Below are 20,683 nucleotides of genomic sequence, written 5' to 3'. Positions count from 1 at the left end.
TGGCCGGCGTCGCGGCGGGCGTGGTGGGCGATGCGGTGATCGCCGCTGCCGATCCGGAAGACCCGGAGGTCGGCACCATGGCGGAGAGCACGGGAGCGGCGCTGGTGGCGCGGGGCCGCAGCCCGTGGCTGGCGGCGGCCGGGCTGGCGCGCCGGCCCTGGATGCTGTGCCTCGAAGCCGGCGACGTGCCGGCGGAGGGCTGGATCCGGGTCGTCGACCGGTTCGGCGCCATGATGCAGGCCGGCACGCAAGCCGACGCGGTCGGCCGCCTGCGCCGCCCGCACGCGCCGCTCTTCGAGCGGATCGCCGGACGGCGCGAGGCGCTGACCGGCACCCGCCAGGTGCGGGCCGGCGACCTCGTGCGGGTCCAGGCCCTGCGGGCGGGCCTGCCGCTCAAGGCCCGCCTGCCGGTCAGGCCCCTGCGGGCTTCGCTGCTGCGGGGGTGACGGCGCCGCGTTTCAGGTGCTCGTCGAGGCGCGGCATGATCTCGACGAAGTTGCACGGCCGGTGCCGGTAATCGAGCTGCGCCGACAGGATGCCGTCCCAGGCGTCGCGGCAGGCCCCGGGCGAGCCCGGCAGCACGAACACGTAGGTGGCGTTCACCACCCCGGCGGTGGCCCGCGACTGGAGCGTCGAGGTGCCGATCTTGTCGTAGGAGATGCGGTGGAACACGGCCGAGAACCCGTCCATCCGCTTCTCGAACAATGGCTCCAGAGCCTCCGGCGTCACGTCGCGGCCGGTGAAGCCGGTGCCGCCGGTGGTGATGACCACGTCGATGGCGGGATCGGCGGCCCAGGCCGTCACCTGGGCGCGGATCGCCTCGACCTCGTCCGGCACGATCGCCCGGGCGGCGAGCCGGTGGCCTGCCGTCTCCAGCCGCTCCGTCAGGGTGTCGCCCGAGCGGTCATCGCCGAGCGTGCGGGTGTCCGAGACGGTGAGCACGGCGATGCCGAGCGGCACGAAGGCGCGGGTTTGGTCGAGGCGGCGTTGGTCGAGGCTCGCCATCAGAGCTGCGACGCCCGGAAGGTGTCGCAGGACTGGGTCTGGCCGCTGCGGAAGCCGGTCTGGAACCAGCGCATGCGCTGGGCCGAGGAACCGTGGGTGAAGGAATCCGGCACCACGTAGCCCTGGCTCTGCTTCTGGAGCTTGTCGTCGCCGATGGCGCTCGCCGCCTGCATCGCCTCCTCGATATCGCCGGGCTCCAGCGCCTTGAAGCGGTCGTCGGAGTTCTTGGCCCAGACGCCGGCGAGGCAATCGGCCATCAGCTCGACGCGCACCGAGAGAGCGTTCGATTCGCGCTCGCCGACCTGCTGCTGCTTCCTCTGCACCTTGGGCAGGATGCCGAGCACGTCCTGGACGTGGTGGCCGACCTCGTGGGCGATCACGTAGGCATAGGCGAAGTCGCCCTTGACGTGGAACTTTTGCTCCATCTCCTTGAAGAAGGAGGTGTCGAGATAGACCTTCTTGTCGAGCGGGCAGTAGAACGGCCCCATGGCGGCCCGGGCCTGGCCGCAGCCGCTGCGGGTGCCGCCGGTATAGAGCACCATCGTCGTCGGGGTGTATTGCCGCCCGGTCTGGTTCGGCAGCACCTGGCTCCACACATCCTCGGTGTTGCCGAGGATCGCGGCGGCGAACTTGCCGATCTGGTCGGAGGGCGCGCCGGTGCGCTGCTGGCCCGGCCGCGGCTGGGCCTGCTCCTGCGGCGCCCGCGTGCGCGTCATGGTCTCGGCGCCGCCGATGAGGATCGCCGGGTTGATGCCGGTGACCCAGCCGATGATGCACAGGATCACGATCGTGCCGATGCCGAGGCCGCCGGCGCCGCCGCCCGGGAAGCCGAAGCCTCCACCCCCGCCTTCGCCGCGACGGTCCTCGACATTGTCGGAGGTGCGAAAATCTTCCCAGCGCATGCTCAGCTACCCGTTGGCCCATGCCTTACGCCGCGACGGCTACGCGGCGCAGGCCCGAGGCTCAAGAGTAATCGACCAGGATCGGGCACGGTTCCGCTTCGGCGGCCCCGCCAATGCCGCCCGGACCGGCTCACGGGCGGCCTGCGTCGAGGGCGGCGCGCAAGGCGCGGAAGTCGCGCCAGGCGAGCCGCTTCTGCAACGGCTGGCGCAGCAGGTAGGCCGGGTGCAGGGTGGCGAGCAGCCGGATCTCGCGCTTATCGGTGCGATAGGGGAACCAGCGGCCGCGGGACTTCAGGATGCCGTCCTTGGTGCCGGCCAGCGCCTGCGTGGCCACCCCGCCGAGGCAGACCAGGATGTCGGGATCCGCGAGCGCGATCTGCCGCTCGATGAACGGCTTGCAGGTCGCGAGTTCCTGCGGGGTCGGGTTGCGGTTGCCCGGGGGACGCCAGGGCACGACGTTGCCCACATAGGCGTTGGTGCGATCGAGGCCGATCGCCGCCATCATCCGGTCGAGGAGCTGGCCGGAGCGGCCCATGAACGGCTTGCCGACCCGGTCCTCGTCGGCGCCGGGCGCCTCGCCGACGAACATCACCCGGGCCTGCGGGTTGCCGTCGGCGAAGACCAGGTTCTTGGCGGTGAAGCGGAGCGCGCAGCTCTCGAACCGGGCGAGCAGCCCCTCCAGCTCCTCCAGGGTCGCGGCGGTGGCGGCGAGGTCCCGCGCATCGCCCGCGGCCTCGCCGGGAGCGGCGGCGGCGGAGCGGCCATAGGTGCTCGGCGCCTCCGCGCGCGGCGCCTCGGGTTGCGGTGAAGGCTCCCGGCGCGGCGGCGCAGCCCGGGCCGGAGCCTCCGCGGCGATCGGCGCCGGACGCGCCGGTGGCTCGGATTCCGCCCGAACGGCCCGGCGCGGCGCCTCCGGCTCGGCGAATCGGTCGTGCGGCGTCTCGTCCAGCACGGCATCGACGCCCGCCGCGACGTGGAAGTCGAGGAAGGAGAGCAGGTCGCGGCTGTCGGGAGCGTCGGGTGTCATGAGAGGGATGTGGCGTGCCGCGCGGCTGTGGACAACCGGCGCGCCATGACGCGCACAGGCATTCTGACAGGCGCCGCCGACGGCGGATGCTTGCGCCCGGGGACACGCCGTCGCACGGTTCCGGCGACGGAACCGCTTGAGGCGGCCCGAGATCGTTTATATGTGAACTATTGGGCGAGCAGGGGAGGACCAGGATGGAGCTGCCGGAACGCGAGGCGATGGACTTCGACGTGGTGATCGTCGGAGCGGGCCCGGCCGGGCTGGCTGCCGCCATCCAGCTCAAGCAGCTCGCCGCCGAGGCCGGCACCGAGGTGTCGGTGGTGGTGGTCGAGAAGGGCAGCGAGGTCGGCGCCCATATCCTGTCCGGGGCCGTCATCGACCCGAGCGGCCTCGACCGTCTTCTGCCCGAGTGGCGCGAGGACCCGGACCGTCCCCTCAAGACCGAGGTGGTGAAGGACGAGTTCCTGTTCCTCGGCCCGGCCGGTGGGATCTCGCTGCCGAACTTCGCCTTCCCGAAACTGATGAGCAACCACGGCAACTTCGTCGGGTCGCTCTCCAACGTGACCAAGTACCTCGGCCGCAAGGCGGAGGAACTGGGCGTCGAGATCTATCCGGGCTTCCCGGCCGCCGAGATTCTGTATGACTCCGCCGGCGCCGTGGTGGGCGTCGCCACCGGCGATCTCGGCATCGCCCGCTCGGGCGAGGCGCGGGACGACTTCACCCGCGGCATGGAATTGCGCGCCAAGTACACGGTGTTCGGCGAGGGCGCCCGCGGCTCGCTGACCAAGAAGCTGATCGACCGCTACCGCCTCAACCAGCATTCCGACCATCAGAAGTATGGTCTCGGCGTGAAGGAGCTGTGGCAGGTCAAGCCCGACAAGTTCCAGCCGGGGCTGGTGCGGCACTCGATGGGCTGGCCGCTGCCGAACAAGGCCGGCGGCGGCTCCTGGCTCTACCATTTCGACGACCATCTGGTCTCGGTCGGGTTCGTGACGCACCTGAACTACGAGAACCCGACCCTGTCGCCGTTCGAGGAGTTCCAGCGCTTCAAGACCCACCCGATGATCCGGGAGGTGTTCGAGGGTGCCAAGCGCATCGGCTACGGCGCGCGGGCCATCATGGAGGGCGGCTGGCAATCGGTGCCCAAGCTCGTCTTCCCGGGCGGCTGCCTCGTCGGCGACTCGGCCGGCTTCGTCAACGTGCCGCGGATCAAGGGCTCGCACAACGCGGTGCTCTCCGGCATCCAGGCCGCGGGCGCGATCCACGAGGCGCTGGCCGCCGGCCGGGCCCAGGACGAGCTGACCTCCTATGACGACGGCTGGCGCGCGAGCCCGATCGGCCACGACCTGAAGCGGGTGCGCAACGTCAAGCCGCTCTGGTCCAAGTACGGCACGGTGGTCGGCGTGGGTCTCGGCGGCCTCGACATGTGGCTGAACGAGCTGGCCGGCCTGTCGCCGTTCGGCACGCTCAGCCACGGCAAGCCGGACTATGCCTGCACCAAGCCGCTCAAGGACGTGACGCCGATCACGTACCCCCGGCCCGACGGGGTGCTGACCTTCGACCGGCTGTCGTCGGTCTATCTCTCGAATACCAACCACGAGGAGGACCAGCCGGTCCACCTCCAGGTCAAGGATATGGGCCTGCAAAAGTCCTCCGAGCACGACGTGTTCGGCGGGCCCTCGGGCCGCTACTGCCCGGCCGGCGTCTACGAGTGGATCGAGGAGGGCGGTGCGCCCCGCTACCAGATCAACGCGCAGAACTGCGTCCACTGCAAGACCTGCGACATCAAGGATCCGAACCAGAACATCAACTGGGTCACCCCGGAAGGTCCGGGCGGTCCGAACTACGTCAACATGTGAAGGAGAGGTTGGGCCGTGTTCATGAGCCCAACCCACTTCAACTCATCGCGTCATCCCGGGACCGCGCAGCGGCGCCCGGGACGAGGCGGAGGATGCGATGAGCCGGGTTTGGCACCACCCGCGATCGCGGCTCACGCCGCCTTGATGGTCGAGAGGAACCGCTCCACCTCCCCGCGCAGGTGCTCGGACTGACGCGACAGCTCGCTCGCCGCCGACAGGACCTGGCTCGCCGCCGCCCCCGTCTCGTCGGCCGCGCCCGCCACCCGGACGATGCCGCCCGTCACCTCGCCGGTGCCCTGGGCGGCCTCCGACACGTTGCGGACGATCTCCTGCATCGCCGCGCCCTGCTCCTCGACCGCCGCCGCGATCGCCGTCGAGGCGATGCTGATCTCGTCGATCTGTCCGGCGATGCCGCCGATCGCCGCAACCGCCTGCTCGGTGGATCCCTGGATGCGGGCGATCTGGTCGGCGATCTCGGCGGTCGCGCGGCCGGTCTGGCCGGCGAGCGCCTTGACCTCGGCGGCCACCACCGCGAAGCCCCGTCCCGCCGCCCCGGCGCGGGCCGCCTCGATGGTGGCGTTGAGGGCGAGCAGGTTGGTCTGGGCGGCGATCGACGAGATCAGGCCCAGCACGTCGCCGATCTTGGCCGAGCCCTGGCGCAGTTCCTGGACGAGGCGGGCGGTCTCGGCCGCCGCGGCCGTGGCGCTCCGGGCCATCTCGGCGGAGGACCCAACCCTGCGGCCGATCTCGTGCACCGAGGTGCCGAGCTGGGCCGCTGCCGCCGCAACCGTCGCGACGTTCGAGGACGCCTCTTCGGCCGCGGAGGCGACGCTGGTGCTCTGGTCGGCCGTGCGGCCGGCGATCTCGGTCATGCCGCGGGCGGTGGCTTCCATCTCGGAGGATGCGGCGGTGACTGCGGCCAGCACGCCGCCGACCGCGCCCTCGAAGCGGTCGGCCAGCTCGCGCAGGGCCGCGCGGCGCTGCGCCTCGGCACCGAGGCGGGCGGCGGCGGCCTCCTGCTCCAGGGAGGCGGCGCGGGCGAGGCCGTCGCGCAGGTGCATCATCGCCGTCGCCATCGCGCCGATCTCGCTGCGGGACGAGGTGGCCGGGACCGGAACGGCGAGGTCACCGGCGGTGAGGCGGCGCATCACCTCGATCATCCGGGCGAGCGGCCCGGTCACGCCGCGCACCAGCAACAGCGCACCGCCGCCCACCGCCGCGCAGGCGCCGGCGAGGATCGCCAGCGAGGCCAGGAACCAGCGTTCGCTGGCCCGGCTCTCCTCGGCCACGATCCCGCCGAGCGAGGCGGTCGCCGCGCTGCGCGCCTGGGCGACGCCGGCGATGACGTCGGTGGCCTGGCGGAACCATTCCTCGGCGGCGATCGGGTAGGGCTCGCGCGCCGCCCCGGCCCGCAGCACCGCCGCGCGGGTCGTCTCGAACGCCTCGACCCGGCGGGATGCCGCCGCCAGCGCGTCCCGGAAAACCGGCGAGAGAGCGAGTTCGGAGGCGCGGGCCTGGGCGAGCGCGGCGTCGACGCGCCCGGAGAGGGCCGCGAAGGCCCGGACCTGCTCCACCGTCAGCCCCTGCCGCCCAGCAATGACGCCGTTGAGCCGTCCGCGCTCGCGCCCGGCGAACTCGCTCGCATCCCAGAGCGCCCGCTTGATGTCGAGGCCGTGGTGAAGCCCCACCGGCACCGAGCCGGAGATGCCGGCCCGCACCGCGTCGAACAGGTCCTGCTCGCGGGCGATCACCTTGGTCGCCGCCGGGAACCAGGAGGCGGCGAGGTCGGGATCGGGCGTGCCGGCGAGCACGCGGTCGACCCGCTGGCGCAGGACCGCGAGGTCGCGGCGCGCCTCGCCGAGGGCCGCCGCCGCCGCCGTCGCGGCGACGCCATCCTGCCGCAGATGCTCCAAGGCGGCGGCGAGCTGACGGTCGCCGTCCTCGCGCAAGCGCGCCAGGGCGGCGTGCTCCGACGCCGCCGGCGGCCTGGCGAGCCAACCGTTGGTCAGGCCCCGCTCGGCCGCCAGCGAGGCTGCGGCCGCGGCGAGTCCATCGGTCATCCGGATGGCGTCCGCCGCCCGCCGCATGATGTCTGCCCGATTCCAGGCATTGATGACCTGATAACCCGCAAGCCAGACCAGCAGGCAGCCGATCAAACCCAGGATGAGGAATATTTGTCTACGCAGCGACATGTCCGGCGGCTCGGTGAACGACTTCATCGATCTTTCTACCTATCGCAGTGATTGTTTAATAACGATCTTACAACCGGACCGCGGACCGACATCACGGTTATCCGGCCGGCGCCGCCGGAACCGCGGCCGGACAGCCGGCCGGGGCGCGGGCCGGCCGGCCCCGACACATCGCCGCCGCCGTTTGGTCTTGCCGCTGCCCCGCGCAGGGTCCAAAGTCCCGCCGATTTCGCGTGCCGGCTCCGCGGCCGGCGCGATCACGGAGCCACGAGTTTGGTGCTCAAGACCCGAATCCTCGCCCCCCGCCGCGGATCTGCGCGCGCTGCGCTGGCCCTCCTCCTCGCCGCCTCGACGGCGCCGGCCCTGGCGGCGCGGGTGCCGGCGCGGGAGATCGCGGCGCCACAGGCCTACGAGCCGGCGGATTCGCTGGAAGGCAACTTCCTCGCCGCTTACATCGCCGGCGCCTCCCGCGACACGGCCGCCGCCGCCACCTACTACCGCGAGGCGGTCAAGGGGGACCCGCGCAACGCGGAACTCCTCGAACGCTCCTTCGTGGCGCTTCTGGCCGACGGCTCCCTGCCGGAGGCGTTCCGGGCCGCCGAGCGCCTGACGGCGCGGGACGGGGCGAACGGCCTCGCCCAGCTCGCGCTCGGCGTGCAGAAGATCAAGGCCAAGCAATTCGCCGCGGCGCGCCAGAACCTGCAACGCGGCGGCAAGGGCGCGGCGGCCGACCTGACCTCGACCCTGCTGAGCGCCTGGTCCTATGCCGGGGCCGGCGAGGGCAAGAGGGCGCTCGAGACCATCAACAAGCTCAAGGGCGAACGCTACTACAACGTCTTTCGCGATTACCATGCGGGCCTGATCGCGGCGCTCGTCGGCGACAAGGTCGAGGCGGAGCGCCGGCTGAAATCGGCCTACGATACCGACCGCAACACGCTGCGCATCGTCGACGCCTATGGCCGCTTCGAGGCCGAGTCCGGCCGGCCCGACCTCGCGGTGGCGGCCTACCAGGAATTCGACAACGTCCTGCCGCGCCACCCGATCGTGCGCGACGCCCTCGACAAGCTGAAGGCCGGCAAGCCGCTGACCCCGCTGATCGGCTCGGCGCAGGAGGGGGCCGCCGAGGTGCTCTACGGCCTCGGCTCGGCCGGCACCTCGCAGGGCGACGAATTGCCGGCGGTGGTGTACTTGCGCCTCGCGCTCTACCTCGCCCCCGAGCATTCGCTGGCACTGCTGACGCTCGCCGACACCCTGGAGCGGATGAAGGCACCGGACCGGGCGAACGAGGTCTTCGCCCGCATGCCGGCGAATTCCCCGCTCAAGCTCAATGCCGAGATCCAGATCGGCCTCAACCTCGAGCAGATGGGCAAGGGTGAGGCGGCGCTCGCCCATCTCGACCAGGTCGCCAAGACCTATCCCAACGATATCGACGTGATCTCGGCGCTCGGCAACGTCCAGCGCTCGCGCAAGAAATACGCCGAGTCGGCCCAGACCTACAGCAAGGCGATCGACCTGATCGGCGACCAGCCGGCACGCAACTACTGGACCCTGTACTACTTCCGCGGCACGTCCTACGAGCGCGCCAAGGAGTGGCCGAAGGCCGAGGCCGACCTGAAGAAGGCGCTGGAGCTGGTGCCCGCAACCCAGCCCAACGGCCGCGCCCAGGTGCTGAACTACCTCGCCTATTCCTGGGTCGACCAGAACCAGAACATCGACGAGGCATTCCGCATGCTCAAGCAGGCGGTCGACCTGCAACCGCGCGACGGCATGATCATCGACAGCCTCGGCTGGGCCTATTACCGCCTCGGCCGCTGGGACGATGCGGTGCGTGAGCTGGAGAAGGCGATCGAGCTGAAGCCCGGCGACCCGACCATCAACGACCACCTCGGCGACGCCTACTGGCGCAGCGGCCGGCGGCTCGAGGGCAAGTTCCAGTGGCAGCACGCCAAGGACCTGAACCCCGAGCCGGAGGATCTCGTCAAGATCGAGGCCAAGCTGAAGGACGGGCTGCCGGAGCCGGACAAGCCCGCCGCCACCGCCGAGACCCAGCCCGCCCCTGCCCCTCAGCCCGAAATGCCGAAGGGCGCCCCGGCCCCGACGGAGCCGCCGGCGATGGGCACGGAGACGAAGAGCGGGGGCTGACCCCGGGCGTCCCTCCGACTGTCGAGAGCGATCGCGGGCGCGGTGCCGAAGGGCGCCGCGCCCTGTTCCTTGTTTGATACGATTTCCGTCGATGCGTTCGAACAGACGTCAAGCGCGCCTCCCCTCTCCCGATTGGGAGAGGGGATCAGGCGGACACCGTATGGAACTGCCCGTTCGAGAGACGTGACCGTGCCTTCCCTCTCCACCCGTGCGCCCGCCAAGATCAACCTGACCCTGCACGTCCTTGGCCGGCGTCCGGGCGACGGCTACCATGCCCTGGAGAGCCTGGTGGTCTTCGCCGGCTCCTCCGCGGGCGACCTCCTCACCCTGGAGCCGGGGCCGGCCCTCGACCTCGTTGTCACCGGTCCGACCGCGGGTCCTGCGGGTCCGACCGACGACAACCTAGTGATGCGGGCAGCCCGCCACCTCGCCGCCGAGATCGACGGGCTGACGATGGGCCGTTTTCATCTGGTGAAGCGCCTGCCGGTAGCGGCGGGGATCGGCGGCGGCTCGTCGGATGCGGCAGGCGCCCTGCGGCTGCTCGGGCGCCTCAACGGCTTACTGCCGGATCATCCGGCCCTGGTCGCGGCGGCGCGCCGCACCGGCGCCGACGTGCCGGTCTGCCTCGACCCGCGGGCCCGGATGATGCGCGGCGCCGGCGAGGCGGTCGGTCCGGCGCTGACCCTGGCGGCCGTGCCGGCGGTGCTGATCAATCCCGGCGTGCCGGTCGAGACGGCGCCGGTCTTCCGCGCGCTGGGGCTCAAGGTCGGCGAGGCCCATCCCCTGGCCGAGGAGGCCCATCCGGCGATCGACGGCACCAATGGTCTCGACGCGCTGATCGCCCGCATCGCGCCGGCCCGCAACGATCTGGAGGCCCCCGCCCTCACGGTCGCGCCGGTGATCGGCGATACCCTCGCGGCCCTGCGCGACCAGCCGGGTTGCCGGCTCGCCCGGATGTCGGGATCGGGCGCCACGGTGTTCGGCCTGTTCGGCCACCGCTCGGCGGCGGTGGCGGCGGCCCGGGCGATCGCCGCGGCGCAAGCAGGCTGGTGGGTCCGGGCGACGCTGCTGCGATAGAGCCGCGCCGCGCGCTTCCCCTCGGACCGGGCCCGGTCGCCTACGCGGCCCGGTCGCGCTCCGCCCTCTCCCAGCCCTCGCGGGTCTCGCCGATGAAGGCGTGGAGCCGCCTCTCGGCGATGGCCTTGCGCAGGCCCACCATCAGATCCTGGTAGTAGGACAGGTTGTTCCAGGTCAGCAGCATCATGCCCAGAATCTCGCCGGCACGGACGAGGTGGTGCAGATAGGCTTTGCTGTACTGGTTCGCCGCCGGGCAGGTCGAGTCCGGGTCGAGGGGGGTGTTGTCCTCGGCAAAGCGGGCGTTGCGCAGGTTGAGGCGGCCGTGACGGGTATAGACCATGCCGTGACGGCCGGCCCGGGTCGGCATGACGCAATCGAACATGTCGATGCCGCGGCTCACCGCCTGGACGATGTCGTCCGGGGTGCCGACGCCCATCAGGTAACGGGGCTTCGTGGTCGGGAGGTGCGGCTCGACGGTCTCGATCATGGAAAGCATCGTCGCCTGCGGCTCCCCGACCGCGAGGCCGCCAATGGCGTAGCCCTTGAGGTCGAGATCGACCAGCGCCTTGGCGCTCTCGATGCGTAAGCCCGGGATATCGCCGCCCTGGACGATGCCGAACATCGCCTTGCCGGGCTGGTCGCCGAAGGCGATGCGGCAGCGCTCGGCCCAGCGGAGGGACAGCCGCATCGCGCTCTCGATCGCCGGTTCCGGCGCCGGCAGGCGGACGCATTCGTCGAGCTGCATCTGGATGTCGGAGCCGAGCAGGCCCTGGATCTCGATCGAGCGCTCGGGGCTGAGCAGATGGGTCGAGCCGTCGAGATGCGATTGGAACCGCACCCCGGTCTCGTCGAGCTTGCGCAGGCCCGCCAGCGACATGACCTGGAAGCCGCCGGAATCGGTCAGGATCGGGTAGGGCCACTGCATCATCGCGTGCAGGCCGCCGAGACGCGCCACCCGCTCGGCCCCGGGGCGCAGCATCAGGTGGTAGGTGTTGCCCAGAACCACGTCGGCGCCGAGCGCCTTCACCTGCTCGGGATACATCGCCTTGACGGTGCCGGCGGTGCCGACCGGCATGAAGGCCGGGGTGCGGATGACGCCGCGCGGCATGCGGATCTCGCCGGTGCGGGCCGGGCCGTCGGTCGCCGCGACGGTGAAGGTGAAGTGGTCGGTCATCGCGTCTCCGCCCGGAAGAGCAGGCTGCCATCGCCGTAGGAATAGAAGCGGTAACCGCGCGCGATCGCGGCGGCATAGGCCGCCCGCATCGGCTCGAGCCCGGCAAAGGCCGAGACGAGCATGAACAGGGTCGAGCGCGGCAGGTGGAAGTTGGTCATCAGCACGTCCACCGCACGGAAGCGGTAGCCCGGGGTGATGAAGATGTCGGTGGCGCCGGTCCAGGGCCGGATCGTGCCATCAGGCTCCGCCGCACTCTCCAGGAGCCGCAGCGCCGTGGTGCCGACGGCCACGATGCGCCCGCCCGAAAAGCGGGCCCGGTTCAGGGCCTCGGCGGCCTCCGGGGTGATCTCGCCGATCTCGGCATGCATCCGGTGCGCGTCGGTGTCGTCGGCCTTCACCGGCAGGAAGGTGCCGGCGCCGACATGGAGCGTCACCCGGAGCTGCGTCAGACCGGCCGCGGTGCAGGCCGCCAGAAGTTCGGGCGTGAAGTGCAGGCCCGCGGTGGGAGCCGCCACCGCCCCGGGCGCGCGGGCATAGACCGTCTGGTAATCGGCCGCGTCCTGCGCGTCGGTCGGGCGCTTGGCGGCGATGTAGGGCGGCAGCGGCAGCTCGCCCAGGGCCGCCACCGCCTCGTCGAGGGCCGGCCCGGCGAGGTCGAAGGCGAAGGTCGTCTCGCCCCCCTCCCCGCGCGTGACGATCGTGGCGTCGAGGCGGGTGAGCGCGCAGGTCTCGCCCTCCCCGGCCGCGCCGAAGCTGACCCGGTCGCCGACCCGCAGGCGCTTGGCTGGCCGCGCGAAGGCACGCCAGCGATCCGGGCTCTCCCGCAGGTGCAGCATCGCTTCGAGCCGCACCGGCTGGCCGTCCGGCCGGTGGCGCAGGCCACGCAGCCGCGCCGGGATCACCCGCGTGTCGTTGAAGACCAGCACGTCGCCCGGCCGCAAAAGGCCGGGGAGATCGCGCACGACGCGGTCCTCCGGGGGGGCGCCGGGGTGGAGCAGCATCAGGCGGGCGCCATCCCGCGGCACCGCGGGCCGGAGCGCGATGCGGTCCTCCGGCAGGTCGAAATCGAACAGGTCCACGCGCATCCGGCCCTTCAGCCAGGATTCCGCCGCCGGATCAATGGGCCGGGGGCGGATGGAATCGGAGAAACGCGCGTCCGGACCGACGACTCGCCTGACCGTCGCCGAGCGGTCAGGCCGCCCGGACCTCGGCGAGGAAGCCGCGGATGGTGTCGCCGATCTGCCCGGCGCGGGCGGCGAGGTCGCGGGCGGCGGCCAGCACCTCCTCGGAGGCCCTGTCGGCATCCGCGGCGACCTGGCGGACATCGCTGATATTGCCGGAGACCTGGCGCGAGCCCGCCGCCGCCCCGGAGACGTTGCGGGCGATCTCGGTCGTCGTCCCGCCCTGCTCCCGCGTCGCCTGCATCATGGCGTCGGTCGTATCGCGCAGGTCGGTGATCGCGCCGCCGATCTCCGCGATGGCTCCGACCGCGGTCCCGGTCGCCTGCCGGATCTCGGCGATCTGCGCGCCGATCTCCTGCGTCGCCTTGGCGGTCTGGTTGGCGAGTTCCTTCACCTCGGCGGCGACGACCGCGAAGCCGCGGCCGGCCTCGCCGGCCCGGGCCGCCTCGATCGTGGCGTTCAGCGCCAGCAAGTTGGTCTGGCTCGCGAGCGCGCTGATCATGCCGACCACGGCGCCGATCCGGTCCGCCGCCTGCGACAGGCTCTGCACCATGGCGTCGGTCCGGGTCGCCTTGTCGCTGGCCGAGATGGCGAGCTGCGACGAATGCTCGGCCCGCTCCGACAGCCCCTGGATCGCCGAAGCCTGCTCCTCGATCGCCGCTGCGACCGCCTCGACATTCGCCGAGGTCTGTGCCGAGGCAGACGCGGCCTCGGCCGAGCGCAGGCTGGTGCGCTCGGCGATCGACGCCATGGCCCGGGCCGTCGCCTCCATCCCGGTGGCGGCCTGGGCGAGGGATTCGGTCATCTGGGCGGCCTCGCCGCCGAACTGGTCGAGCAGGGCGCTGATGCGGCTGTTGCGCTCATGCTCCGCCGAGACGGTGGCGTGAACATCGACCAGGGAGCCGCAGGCGCGCAGCGGCACGCCGTCGGGACCATGGGCCACGCCCCCCGTGGCGCGAAACCAGCGATAGCTCCCGTCCTTGGTCTTCAGCCGATAGGTGACGTCGTAGCTGCCCTTGTCCGCCACGTTCCGCAGCGCGGCCGCGAAGGCATCCAGCGTGCGCCCGGCGTCGTCGGGATGCAAACGATCCGACCAAGACTGGACCGTGTTCGGGAAATCCTGCTCGCCCGAGAATCCCAGCAACCGCCGGAACTCCTGTGACCATGTCCACCGGCTCTTCTGATGCATCGCGTCGCCGGCATGCAGGATCGCGTCCCAGAAACCGACGCCGGCGTGGTGCCCGAGGATTTCGAGAAGTTCGTCATTGGAAGATCGGCGCTTGAACATGAAAATTGTCCTGCCAGGCATCGAATTTCGCCAAGAAAATGCAATAAATACGTATAAAATCTATTAACATTGCTCCGCATCCCGGCGGATACCCTCTACGCTGCGTTGCAACAACGCCTCAAAAAGCGGCACTTGATGCCGTTTGCATGAATACGCATACTTCCATGATGTTTCCCCGCGACCTCTACAGCGATGTTCGTCGGGATTACGCGGCGGCGGGCCGGCGGAGCGGGCCGGGCCGCCATCCGTGCTGCACCGCACGAGGCATGGCATGCGGCAGGGCGGCGCCCCATCTGAGACGGCGTCGTCCCGCCTGAAGGAGGTCCGTCATGCCCAGCCATCCGACTCTCGATGCCGAGTTGGTCGTCTGGTGGGAGTGCGAAGCGGAGCGGCTGGAGAGCCTCGCGGCCGCCGCCCGCTTCGGCATCCTGCGCCGCCACTACAGCCGCAAGGCCGCCACGGCCCGGGCGCGGGCCCAGGTGAGCCGCCTGCGCGAGCAGGCCCGCTCGGCATCGGGCCGGCCGGCCAGCGCCTGACGGTACGTCATAGCCCGGGCTATGACCTGTGCTGTGGCCTTCCCGGGGCACGCGCCTTATGGGAGCGGCGCCGCGCCGCAGCGGACCTCGTGCCGCTCACACCGCTTCCGTTCCGCCGACGCTGCCTGATCGGGCAATTTCGGCGATCGGCGTGTCGTGAGAGACACCGGGTCCGGCCCTGCGGCATCGCCCTTGCCTCTCGGAACATCGTCATGGAACGTGCGCAAGCCGCCGCCCTCGCCAGCGCCGGGGTCGGGCTCCTGGTGCTCGCCCTCAAGTTCGGCGCGTGGTGGATCACCGGCAGCCTCGCGCTCTATTCGGACGCGCTCGAGAGCATCATCAACGTCGTGGCGGCGATGACGGCCTTCGTGGCGTTGCGCGTCGCCGCCCAACCCGCGGACCAGAACCACCCCTACGGCCACCACAAGGCCGAATACTTCTCGGCGGTGATCGAGGGCGCGCTGATCATCGTCGCCGCGGTGGTGATCCTGCGCGATGCCTACGACGCGATCCAGGCGCCCAAGACGCTCGACGCGCCACTCGTCGGCGTGGCGGTGAACGGGCTCGCGACGGCGATCAACCTCGTCTGGGGCGTGATGCTGGTGCGGCGCGGCCGCGACTGGCGCTCGCCGGCCCTGGTGGCGGACGGCAAGCACGTGCTGGCCGACGTGTTCACCTCCGGCGGCGTGCTGATCGGGCTCGGGCTCGCCACCGCGACCGGCTGGGCGATCCTCGATCCGGTCATCGCCGTGGTGGTGGCGCTCAACATCCTGTGGTCGGGCGGCGCCATGGTGCGCGATTCGGTGAGCGGCCTGATGGACCAGGCCGCCCCAGCCGAGATGGTGGGGCAGATCCGCCGGCTGATCTCCGAGCACGGCGAGGGCGCGCTGGAGGCCCACGACGTCCGCACCCGCCATGCCGGCCAGGTCACCTTCATCGATTTCCATCTCGTGGTGCCGGGCGAGATGACGGTGGCGGAATCGCACGCGATCTGCGACCGGCTCGAAGCCGCGATCGCGGGAGCGGTCGCGGGCGCCGTGGTGACGATCCACGTCGAGCCGGCGGAAGAGGCCAAGCAGCGCGGCTTACCGGTTATTTGAGGTGAGGCCCCTTGCGGGGAACCACCCCCGCCGGTGAGAACGCCGACGTAACGGAGGAGGGACCGGCGTGACGGGTGCGGACGACGATTACGTGTATGACGAGGCGACGGGCGAGTGGCGCCCGGCGAGCGAGATGACGACAGCCGCGACCCGGGAGGTGCGCGACGCCTCCGGCAACCTGCTGAACGACGGCGATTCCGTCACCCTGATCAAGGACCTGAAGGTCAAGGGCGCCAACCAGACCCTCAAGCAGGGCACGGTGATCCGCTCGATCCGGCTCACCGACAACGCCGACGAGATCGATTGCCGGCACGACACGATCAAGGGCCTGGTGCTGCGCACGGAGTTCGTGCGCAAGCGGTGAGGCTGCACGTCACCGCGGCGTCAGCACCGGCACCATCCGGCGCATCGCCTCGGTGAGGTCGGCGGCGGAGCGGGCGAAGCACAATCGCAAAAAGCCCTCGCCGCCGGGTCCGAAGGCCGAGCCGGGGGCGAGGCCGACATTCGCCTGATCGACAATGCGCTTGGCGAGGCGGATATCCTGCGGCTCGGCCGGCACCCGCGGGAAGGCGTAGAACGCCCCGGCGGGCGCCGGCAGCTCGACGCCGGGCACCGCCCCCAACGCCTCGCAGACGATCGCCCGCCCGGCACGGGCCTGCGCGACCTGCTCGGCCACCAGGGCTTCGCCCTCCCGGATCGCCGTGACGGCGGCGTGCTGAAGGAAGGTGGCGACTCCCGACGTGCCGTAGAGGACGAGGCCGTCGACGATCCGGCCGATCGCCGCCGGTCCCTCCAGCCACCCGATGCGCCAACCGGTCATCGCCCAGTTCTTGGAGAAGGTCTGGACGAACAGCACCCGCTCGCGGTCCTCGGACTGCCAGACGTCCCGGATCGAGGGCGCTCGGCCCAGAGCCTCGTGGGCGGGATCGAAGCAGAACCGGCCATAGATCTCGTCGGCGACGATCCACAGGCGATGGCGCCGGGCGATCGCCAGCACCGCTGCGAGATCGGCCCGGGTCGCGATCCAGCCGGTCGGGTTCGCCGGGGTGTTGAGGACGATGGCGCGGGTGCGCGGGGTGATCGCCGCCTCGATCCGCCCGATATCGAGGCTCCAGCCGGCACGGGCGTCGAACTGCATCGGCACCGGGACGGGCCTCGCCCCCTGCATGGCGACCGCGCCGAAGAAGTTCGACCAGGTCGGGGTCGGCAGCACCACCTCGTCGCCGGGCTCCGCGGCGATGCGGATCGCGGTATGGAAGGCATGCATGCCCCCCACCGTCACGAAGAACCGCTCGGGGCCGACCGGATCGCCGTAGAGCCGCGAGACGTACTCGGCCAGGGCCTCGCGCAGGGGCGGGATGCCGAGCATCCGGGTGTAGAAGGTGGCGCCGTCGCGCAGCGCCCGCTGCGCCGCCTCGCCGATGAAGGCCGGCGTCGCCCGGTCGCCCTCCCCGACCCAGAGCGGGATCAGGCCGGGCCGCTCGACGCCGTAGGCCACGAGTTCGCCGATGCCGCTCGGCAGCACTCCGGCCGCCTCGCGGCTCACCGGCGGCATCGTGTCGGGCAGGGGCGGGACGGTCATGCGGGTGCCTCACCGGATGGGACGGGGAGGCCCAGGCATCGCAAGCCGAACGCCCCGGCGCAAGCCGTGGCGGTTGCAAGGCCGAGGTTCCGGCTTGCGCCGGAGCCTCGCGGATTAGATCCGCGTGGCGATGAAGAACCAGCGCGTGCCGTCGAGCGAGCCGGTCTCGCTCAAGGGAACGAACGGTCCCTCGTCCGAGCGGCAGAAGTGGCGCTTGAACCGGTCGGCGGGGAAGTAACCGAGCAGCGTGTCGACCGAGCCGCCGAACTTCTCGAGGCCGGCGCCGCCATGGACCTCGATGAACCAGTTCGGGATCCTGTCGAGCGTGGCACCGGCCCCGTCCAAAACCGCGCATTCGAAGCCTTCGACATCGACGTAGACGATGTCCGGCGTGCCGAACTCGGCCACCAGGCTGTCGATCGAGCGGCTCTTCACCTGGACCTTGCCATGGGTGCCGGCACCGCCGTCGACCTGGCCGTTCAGGCTCTCGTTGAACTCCAGCACCCCGTCCTCACTCGCCGCAGCGGCGTGCAGGATCGTCAGGTTGCGGGCGCCATTGAGGGCGACGTTCTCGTTGGCGACCCGCGCATTGTGCGGATTGGCCTCGAGCGCCACCACCCGGCCCGTGGGGCCGACATGGGTGGCGAGCTGCAACGCCACCACGGCCTGATGCGCGCCGAGATCGAACACGACCGCGCCGTCCTTGAGCGCCCCGCTTTCCTTGAAAAAGGTGATCTCCGCCAGGCTGCCGGAATCGTGGTCGTACCATTCGGCGCCGACCGGATCGCACAGGTTGACCTTCAGCTCGATCCCGCCGAAGCGATGCGACACCACCCGCCGCTCGAAAGTCTTCAGCGAGCGCTCCAACTTGGCCTTCCGAGCCATGGACTGCATCCATGGCGGCATCAACTGCTTGGATAACGCCGTCAACATGGAGTAAACGCCTCTCGTCTCGATCACTGAGGCGTTCATAGCAGATCGGTGGTGGGGGCCGAAGCGGCTTCGGGTTTCTCGGTTAAGCGCTTCTGTGCCGGCGATGCCAAGGTTGGCGGAGCCTCGTCAATATTTCGGTGGGGGGATCGTAGTCCGGTCAGAATTCTCGCCACCGGATCAAGAACAGGCACGGGATCCCTTCCCCCGAGTGAGAGAAGGGATCCCGTGCCAGTCCTCTACTGGCTTTGACTTCCTTATCCCCGCCGCACCAGGATCAGCGTCGCAAGCGGCGGCAGCGACAGGGTCAGGGAGTGATCCTGGCCGTGCGAAGCCTCCGCCACCGCGTCGACCCCGCCGTAATTGCCGACATTGCTGCCACCATAGCCCTCGGCATCCGAGTTGAACGCCTCGCGGTAATGGCCGGGCATCGGCACACCGATGCGGTAGCCGTGCCGCACGATGGGGGTGAAGTTCGAGACCACGATGGCAATCTCGCCGGGCTCACGGCCCTTGCGCGCCCAGGCGATGACGTTGTTCTCCGCGTCGTCCGCCACCAGCCACTGGAAGCCGGCGGCCTCGGTGTCACGGGCGTAGAGTGCCGGGGTTGCGGCGTAGAGATGGTTGAGGTCGCGCACCAGGGCTTTCAGGCCGGCATGGAGAGGATCGTCCAGCAGGTGCCAGTCCAGGCTCTGGTTGTGGTTCCACTCCCGCTCCTGGCCGAACTCGCCGCCCATGAACAGCAGCTTCTTGCCCGGATGCCCCCACATGAAGCCGAAATAGGCGCGTAAGTTCGCGAATTTCTGCCAGCGGTCGCCCGGCATCTTGCCGATCAGCGATCCCTTCCCGTGCACCACCTCGTCATGGGACAGGGGCAGGATGAAGTTCTCGGAGAAGGCGTAGAGCAGGCCGAAGGTCAGATCGTGGTGGTGGTAGCGGCGATGCACCGGCTCCTTCGAGATGAAGCGCAGGGTGTCGTGCATCCACCCCATGTTCCACTTGAAACCGAAGCCGAGGCCGCCGGTATAGGTCGGGTGCGAGACGCCGGGCCAGGAGGTCGATTCCTCCGCCACCGTCATCGTGCCAGGGGCATGGCTGTAGGTGGCCTCGTTGGTCTTGCGCAGGAAATCGATGGCTTCGAGATTCTCGTTGCCGCCGTACCGGTTGGGGATCCACTCGCCCGCCCGGCGGGAATAGTCGAGATAGAGCATCGACGCCACCGCATCGACCCGCAACCCGTCGAGATGGTAGTGTTCGAGCCAGAACCGGGCATTGGATGCCAGGAAGGCCGAGACCTCGGTGCGGCCGAAATTGTAGATGTAGGTGCCCCAATCCTGGTGGAAGCCCTGGCGCGGATCGGCATGCTCGTAGAGATGAGTGCCGTCGAACTGGCCGAGGCCGTGGGCGTCGAGGGGGAAGTGGCCCGGCACCCAGTCGAGGAGGATGCCGATGCCGGCCTCGTGCGCCGCGTTGACGAATTCCGAAAAATCCTCCGGCGAGCCGAAGCGGCTGGTCGGCGCGTAGAGCGAGACCGGCTGGTAGCCCCAGGACCCGTCGAACGGATGCTCGGTGATCGGCAGAAGCTCGATATGGGTGAAGCCCATCTCCTTGGCATAGGGGATCAGGCGGGCCGCCAGCTCGCGATAGGTGAGGTAGCGGTTGCCCTCCTCGGGCACCCGCGCCCAGGAGCCGAGATGGACCTCGTAGATCGAGATCGGGCCGTGGCGATGATCGAGGGCGTTGCGGCTCTGCATCCACGCCTGGTCGCGCCAGACCGGTGACGGCAGACCTTCGAGACGCGAGGCGGTCTCGGGCGGCTGCTGGGCCGCGAAGGCGACCGGATCGGCCTTGAGCGGCAGAAGCGACCCGTCGGGCCCGCGGATCTCGAACTTGTAGTGGCCGCCCTTCTTCAGCTCGGGGATGAACAGCTCCCAGACGCCGCCATCCTGCCACAGCCGCATCGGGTGGCGCCGGCCATCCCATTCGTTGAAGTCGCCGACCACCGAGACCCGGCGGGCATTGGGCGCCCAGACCGCGAAGCGGAAGCCCGGCGTGCCGCCGATCTCGACGGCGTGGGCGCCGAGCACCCGTTGCACGGCGTCGTTGCCGACGTCGCGCAGCAGGTCGATCTCCGCTTGCGTCAGGGTCGCGCCATACTCGTAGGGGTCGCGCCGGGTGCGCTCGGTGTTGTCCCAGCCCTCGACCGCGAGGCGGTAATCCGGCCGCTGCGGATGCGCGACGCTCGCGACGAAGAAGCCCGCCGGGTGGCGCCGCTCCATCGGCACGCGGGTGTCGCCGATCACCACCGTGGCCGCGCGGGCCTCGGGCAGCACCGCGCGGATCTCCCACTGGCCCTCCGCCGTCTCGTGCGGCCCCAGCACGCCGAAGGGGTCGCCGTGCTCGGCCCGCATGATGGTCTCGACGGCGTCGGGATGGACCGCGTAGGCCCGGCCCGGCACCGGGGGCCGCGCCGGACGGCCCGGCGCCGGGCCGGAGATCCGGGGCGAGGCCGCCGCCTGCATGGCGGCGACGCGCAGGGAGATGGGTGCGTTCGGCTTGGCAGAAGCCGATCCCTTGGCAGAAGCCGATCCCTTGCTCTTAGCCTTGGCCTTCTTGCCCAGGACGGTCTCCACTCGCTTCTCGGTTCGCTTCTCGGTTTCCTTGGCGCGGGCCGTCACGGGCGTGACCAGG

The 20,683-nt window shown here is 70.6% G+C and carries 17 protein-coding genes; 7 read left to right on the top strand and 10 right to left on the bottom strand.

Annotated features, from left to right (window positions below; genetic code table 11):
- The coding region (locus VP06_RS36940) for a hypothetical protein (protein WP_048462137.1) at positions 1 to 446 on the top strand (446 nt) is incomplete at its 5' end.
- Here VP06_RS36940 and moaB read toward each other — a convergent pair.
- The 3 genes from moaB to VP06_RS01875 form a co-directional block, all read right to left on the bottom strand.
- Positions 412 to 1,005 (bottom strand): molybdenum cofactor biosynthesis protein B, encoded by a 594-nt coding sequence (gene moaB / locus VP06_RS01885; protein ID WP_048462136.1) that lies wholly within the window; start codon positions 1,003 to 1,005, stop codon positions 412 to 414. The genes VP06_RS36940 and moaB overlap by 35 nt on opposite strands.
- Positions 1,005 to 1,907: a KPN_02809 family neutral zinc metallopeptidase gene (gene ypfJ / locus VP06_RS01880; RefSeq protein WP_048462135.1), complete on the bottom strand. Its 903-nt coding sequence runs from the start codon at positions 1,905 to 1,907 to the stop codon at positions 1,005 to 1,007. The genes moaB and ypfJ overlap by 1 nt, the downstream gene beginning before the upstream one ends.
- 130 nt (positions 1,908 to 2,037) lie before the next feature.
- Positions 2,038 to 2,934 carry a uracil-DNA glycosylase gene (locus tag VP06_RS01875; protein WP_048462134.1) on the bottom strand — a complete coding sequence of 299 codons (897 nt, stop codon included), beginning with the start codon at positions 2,932 to 2,934 and terminating at the stop codon, positions 2,038 to 2,040.
- 194 nt (positions 2,935 to 3,128) lie between these two features.
- On the opposite strand from VP06_RS01875, the gene VP06_RS01870 reads away from it, so the two are divergent.
- Complete coding sequence (locus VP06_RS01870) at positions 3,129 to 4,793, top strand: electron transfer flavoprotein-ubiquinone oxidoreductase (RefSeq protein WP_048462133.1); 1,665 nt, start codon at positions 3,129 to 3,131, stop codon at positions 4,791 to 4,793.
- 131 nt (positions 4,794 to 4,924) lie between these two features.
- On the opposite strand, the gene VP06_RS01865 is transcribed toward VP06_RS01870, so the two are convergent.
- Positions 4,925 to 7,012 carry a methyl-accepting chemotaxis protein gene (locus VP06_RS01865; RefSeq protein ID WP_053081490.1) on the bottom strand — a complete coding sequence of 696 codons (2,088 nt, stop codon included), beginning with the start codon at positions 7,010 to 7,012 and terminating at the stop codon, positions 4,925 to 4,927.
- 246 nt (positions 7,013 to 7,258) lie between these two features.
- Here VP06_RS01865 and VP06_RS01860 point away from each other — a divergent pair, with 246 nt between their 5' ends.
- Both VP06_RS01860 and VP06_RS01855 read left to right on the top strand, forming a co-directional pair.
- Complete coding sequence (locus VP06_RS01860; RefSeq protein WP_197093104.1) at positions 7,259 to 9,124, top strand: tetratricopeptide repeat protein; 1,866 nt, start codon at positions 7,259 to 7,261, stop codon at positions 9,122 to 9,124.
- Positions 9,125 to 9,313: 189 nt separating this feature from the next.
- Positions 9,314 to 10,201, top strand: coding sequence for a 4-(cytidine 5'-diphospho)-2-C-methyl-D-erythritol kinase (locus tag VP06_RS01855; protein ID WP_048462139.1), 888 nt, complete (start codon positions 9,314 to 9,316; stop codon positions 10,199 to 10,201).
- Positions 10,202 to 10,241: 40 nt separating this feature from the next.
- Here VP06_RS01855 and tgt read toward each other — a convergent pair whose 3' ends face one another.
- From tgt to VP06_RS01840, 3 genes are all read right to left on the bottom strand, one after another.
- Positions 10,242 to 11,375 (bottom strand): tRNA guanosine(34) transglycosylase Tgt, encoded by a 1,134-nt coding sequence (gene tgt, locus VP06_RS01850; RefSeq protein WP_048462132.1) that lies wholly within the window; start codon positions 11,373 to 11,375, stop codon positions 10,242 to 10,244.
- Positions 11,372 to 12,460, bottom strand: a complete 1,089-nt coding sequence (gene queA / locus VP06_RS01845; RefSeq protein ID WP_048462131.1) for a tRNA preQ1(34) S-adenosylmethionine ribosyltransferase-isomerase QueA — start codon at positions 12,458 to 12,460, stop codon at positions 11,372 to 11,374. The genes tgt and queA overlap by 4 nt, the downstream gene beginning before the upstream one ends.
- Before the next feature lie 106 nt (positions 12,461 to 12,566).
- A complete protein-coding gene (locus VP06_RS01840) occupies positions 12,567 to 13,844 on the bottom strand; it encodes a methyl-accepting chemotaxis protein (RefSeq protein ID WP_048462130.1) in 1,278 nt (425 codons plus the stop codon).
- Between the two features lie 329 nt (positions 13,845 to 14,173).
- Here VP06_RS01840 and VP06_RS01835 point away from each other — a divergent pair, with 329 nt between their 5' ends.
- From VP06_RS01835 to VP06_RS01825, 3 genes are all read left to right on the top strand, one after another.
- The gene (locus VP06_RS01835; RefSeq protein WP_048462129.1) at positions 14,174 to 14,380 is read left to right on the top strand and encodes a hypothetical protein; all 207 of its coding nucleotides are present in this window, start codon (positions 14,174 to 14,176) and stop codon (positions 14,378 to 14,380) included.
- 212 nt (positions 14,381 to 14,592) lie between these two features.
- Positions 14,593 to 15,480, top strand: a complete 888-nt coding sequence (locus VP06_RS01830) for a cation diffusion facilitator family transporter (RefSeq protein ID WP_048462128.1) — start codon at positions 14,593 to 14,595, stop codon at positions 15,478 to 15,480.
- Between the two features lie 67 nt (positions 15,481 to 15,547).
- Positions 15,548 to 15,844, top strand: coding sequence for an alkylphosphonate utilization protein (locus VP06_RS01825; RefSeq protein ID WP_048462127.1), 297 nt, complete (start codon positions 15,548 to 15,550; stop codon positions 15,842 to 15,844).
- Positions 15,845 to 15,853: 9 nt separating this feature from the next.
- On the opposite strand, the gene VP06_RS01820 is transcribed toward VP06_RS01825, so the two are convergent.
- The 3 genes from VP06_RS01820 to glgB form a co-directional block, all read right to left on the bottom strand.
- Positions 15,854 to 17,062: a pyridoxal phosphate-dependent aminotransferase gene (locus tag VP06_RS01820; RefSeq protein WP_048462126.1), complete on the bottom strand. Its 1,209-nt coding sequence runs from the start codon at positions 17,060 to 17,062 to the stop codon at positions 15,854 to 15,856.
- Positions 17,063 to 17,176: 114 nt separating this feature from the next.
- Positions 17,177 to 17,947 (bottom strand): FkbM family methyltransferase, encoded by a 771-nt coding sequence (locus VP06_RS01815; RefSeq protein ID WP_048462125.1) that lies wholly within the window; start codon positions 17,945 to 17,947, stop codon positions 17,177 to 17,179.
- A 302-nt stretch (positions 17,948 to 18,249) separates the two neighbouring features.
- Positions 18,250 to 20,514 (bottom strand): 1,4-alpha-glucan branching protein GlgB, encoded by a 2,265-nt coding sequence (gene glgB, locus VP06_RS01810; protein ID WP_197093105.1) that lies wholly within the window; start codon positions 20,512 to 20,514, stop codon positions 18,250 to 18,252.
- Between the last annotated feature and the right edge of the window lie 169 nt (positions 20,515 to 20,683).

Origin of the sequence: Methylobacterium aquaticum (genome assembly GCF_001043915.1) — a bacterium.
Lineage (GTDB): Bacteria > Pseudomonadota > Alphaproteobacteria > Rhizobiales > Beijerinckiaceae > Methylobacterium > Methylobacterium aquaticum.
Note: the sequence above shows the minus strand (reverse complement) of the source record. Positions and strands in the feature narration are given on the sequence as shown.

Coding starts and splice junctions, on each gene's coding strand:
- moaB (WP_048462136.1), bottom strand. CDS start 1,005: ATGGCGAGCCTCGACCAACGCCGCCTCGACCAAACCCGCGCCTTCGTG.
- ypfJ (WP_048462135.1), bottom strand. CDS start 1,907: ATGCGCTGGGAAGATTTTCGCACCTCCGACAATGTCGAGGACCGTCGC.
- VP06_RS01875 (WP_048462134.1), bottom strand. CDS start 2,934: ATGACACCCGACGCTCCCGACAGCCGCGACCTGCTCTCCTTCCTCGAC.
- VP06_RS01870 (WP_048462133.1), top strand. CDS start 3,129: ATGGAGCTGCCGGAACGCGAGGCGATGGACTTCGACGTGGTGATCGTC.
- VP06_RS01865 (WP_053081490.1), bottom strand. CDS start 7,012: ATGAAGTCGTTCACCGAGCCGCCGGACATGTCGCTGCGTAGACAAATA.
- tgt (WP_048462132.1), bottom strand. CDS start 11,375: ATGACCGACCACTTCACCTTCACCGTCGCGGCGACCGACGGCCCGGCC.
- queA (WP_048462131.1), bottom strand. CDS start 12,460: ATGCGCGTGGACCTGTTCGATTTCGACCTGCCGGAGGACCGCATCGCG.
- VP06_RS01840 (WP_048462130.1), bottom strand. CDS start 13,844: ATGTTCAAGCGCCGATCTTCCAATGACGAACTTCTCGAAATCCTCGGG.
- VP06_RS01835 (WP_048462129.1), top strand. CDS start 14,174: ATGCCCAGCCATCCGACTCTCGATGCCGAGTTGGTCGTCTGGTGGGAG.
- VP06_RS01830 (WP_048462128.1), top strand. CDS start 14,593: ATGGAACGTGCGCAAGCCGCCGCCCTCGCCAGCGCCGGGGTCGGGCTC.
- VP06_RS01820 (WP_048462126.1), bottom strand. CDS start 17,062: ATGACCGTCCCGCCCCTGCCCGACACGATGCCGCCGGTGAGCCGCGAG.
- VP06_RS01815 (WP_048462125.1), bottom strand. CDS start 17,947: ATGGCTCGGAAGGCCAAGTTGGAGCGCTCGCTGAAGACTTTCGAGCGG.
- glgB (WP_197093105.1), bottom strand. CDS start 20,514: ATGCAGGCGGCGGCCTCGCCCCGGATCTCCGGCCCGGCGCCGGGCCGT.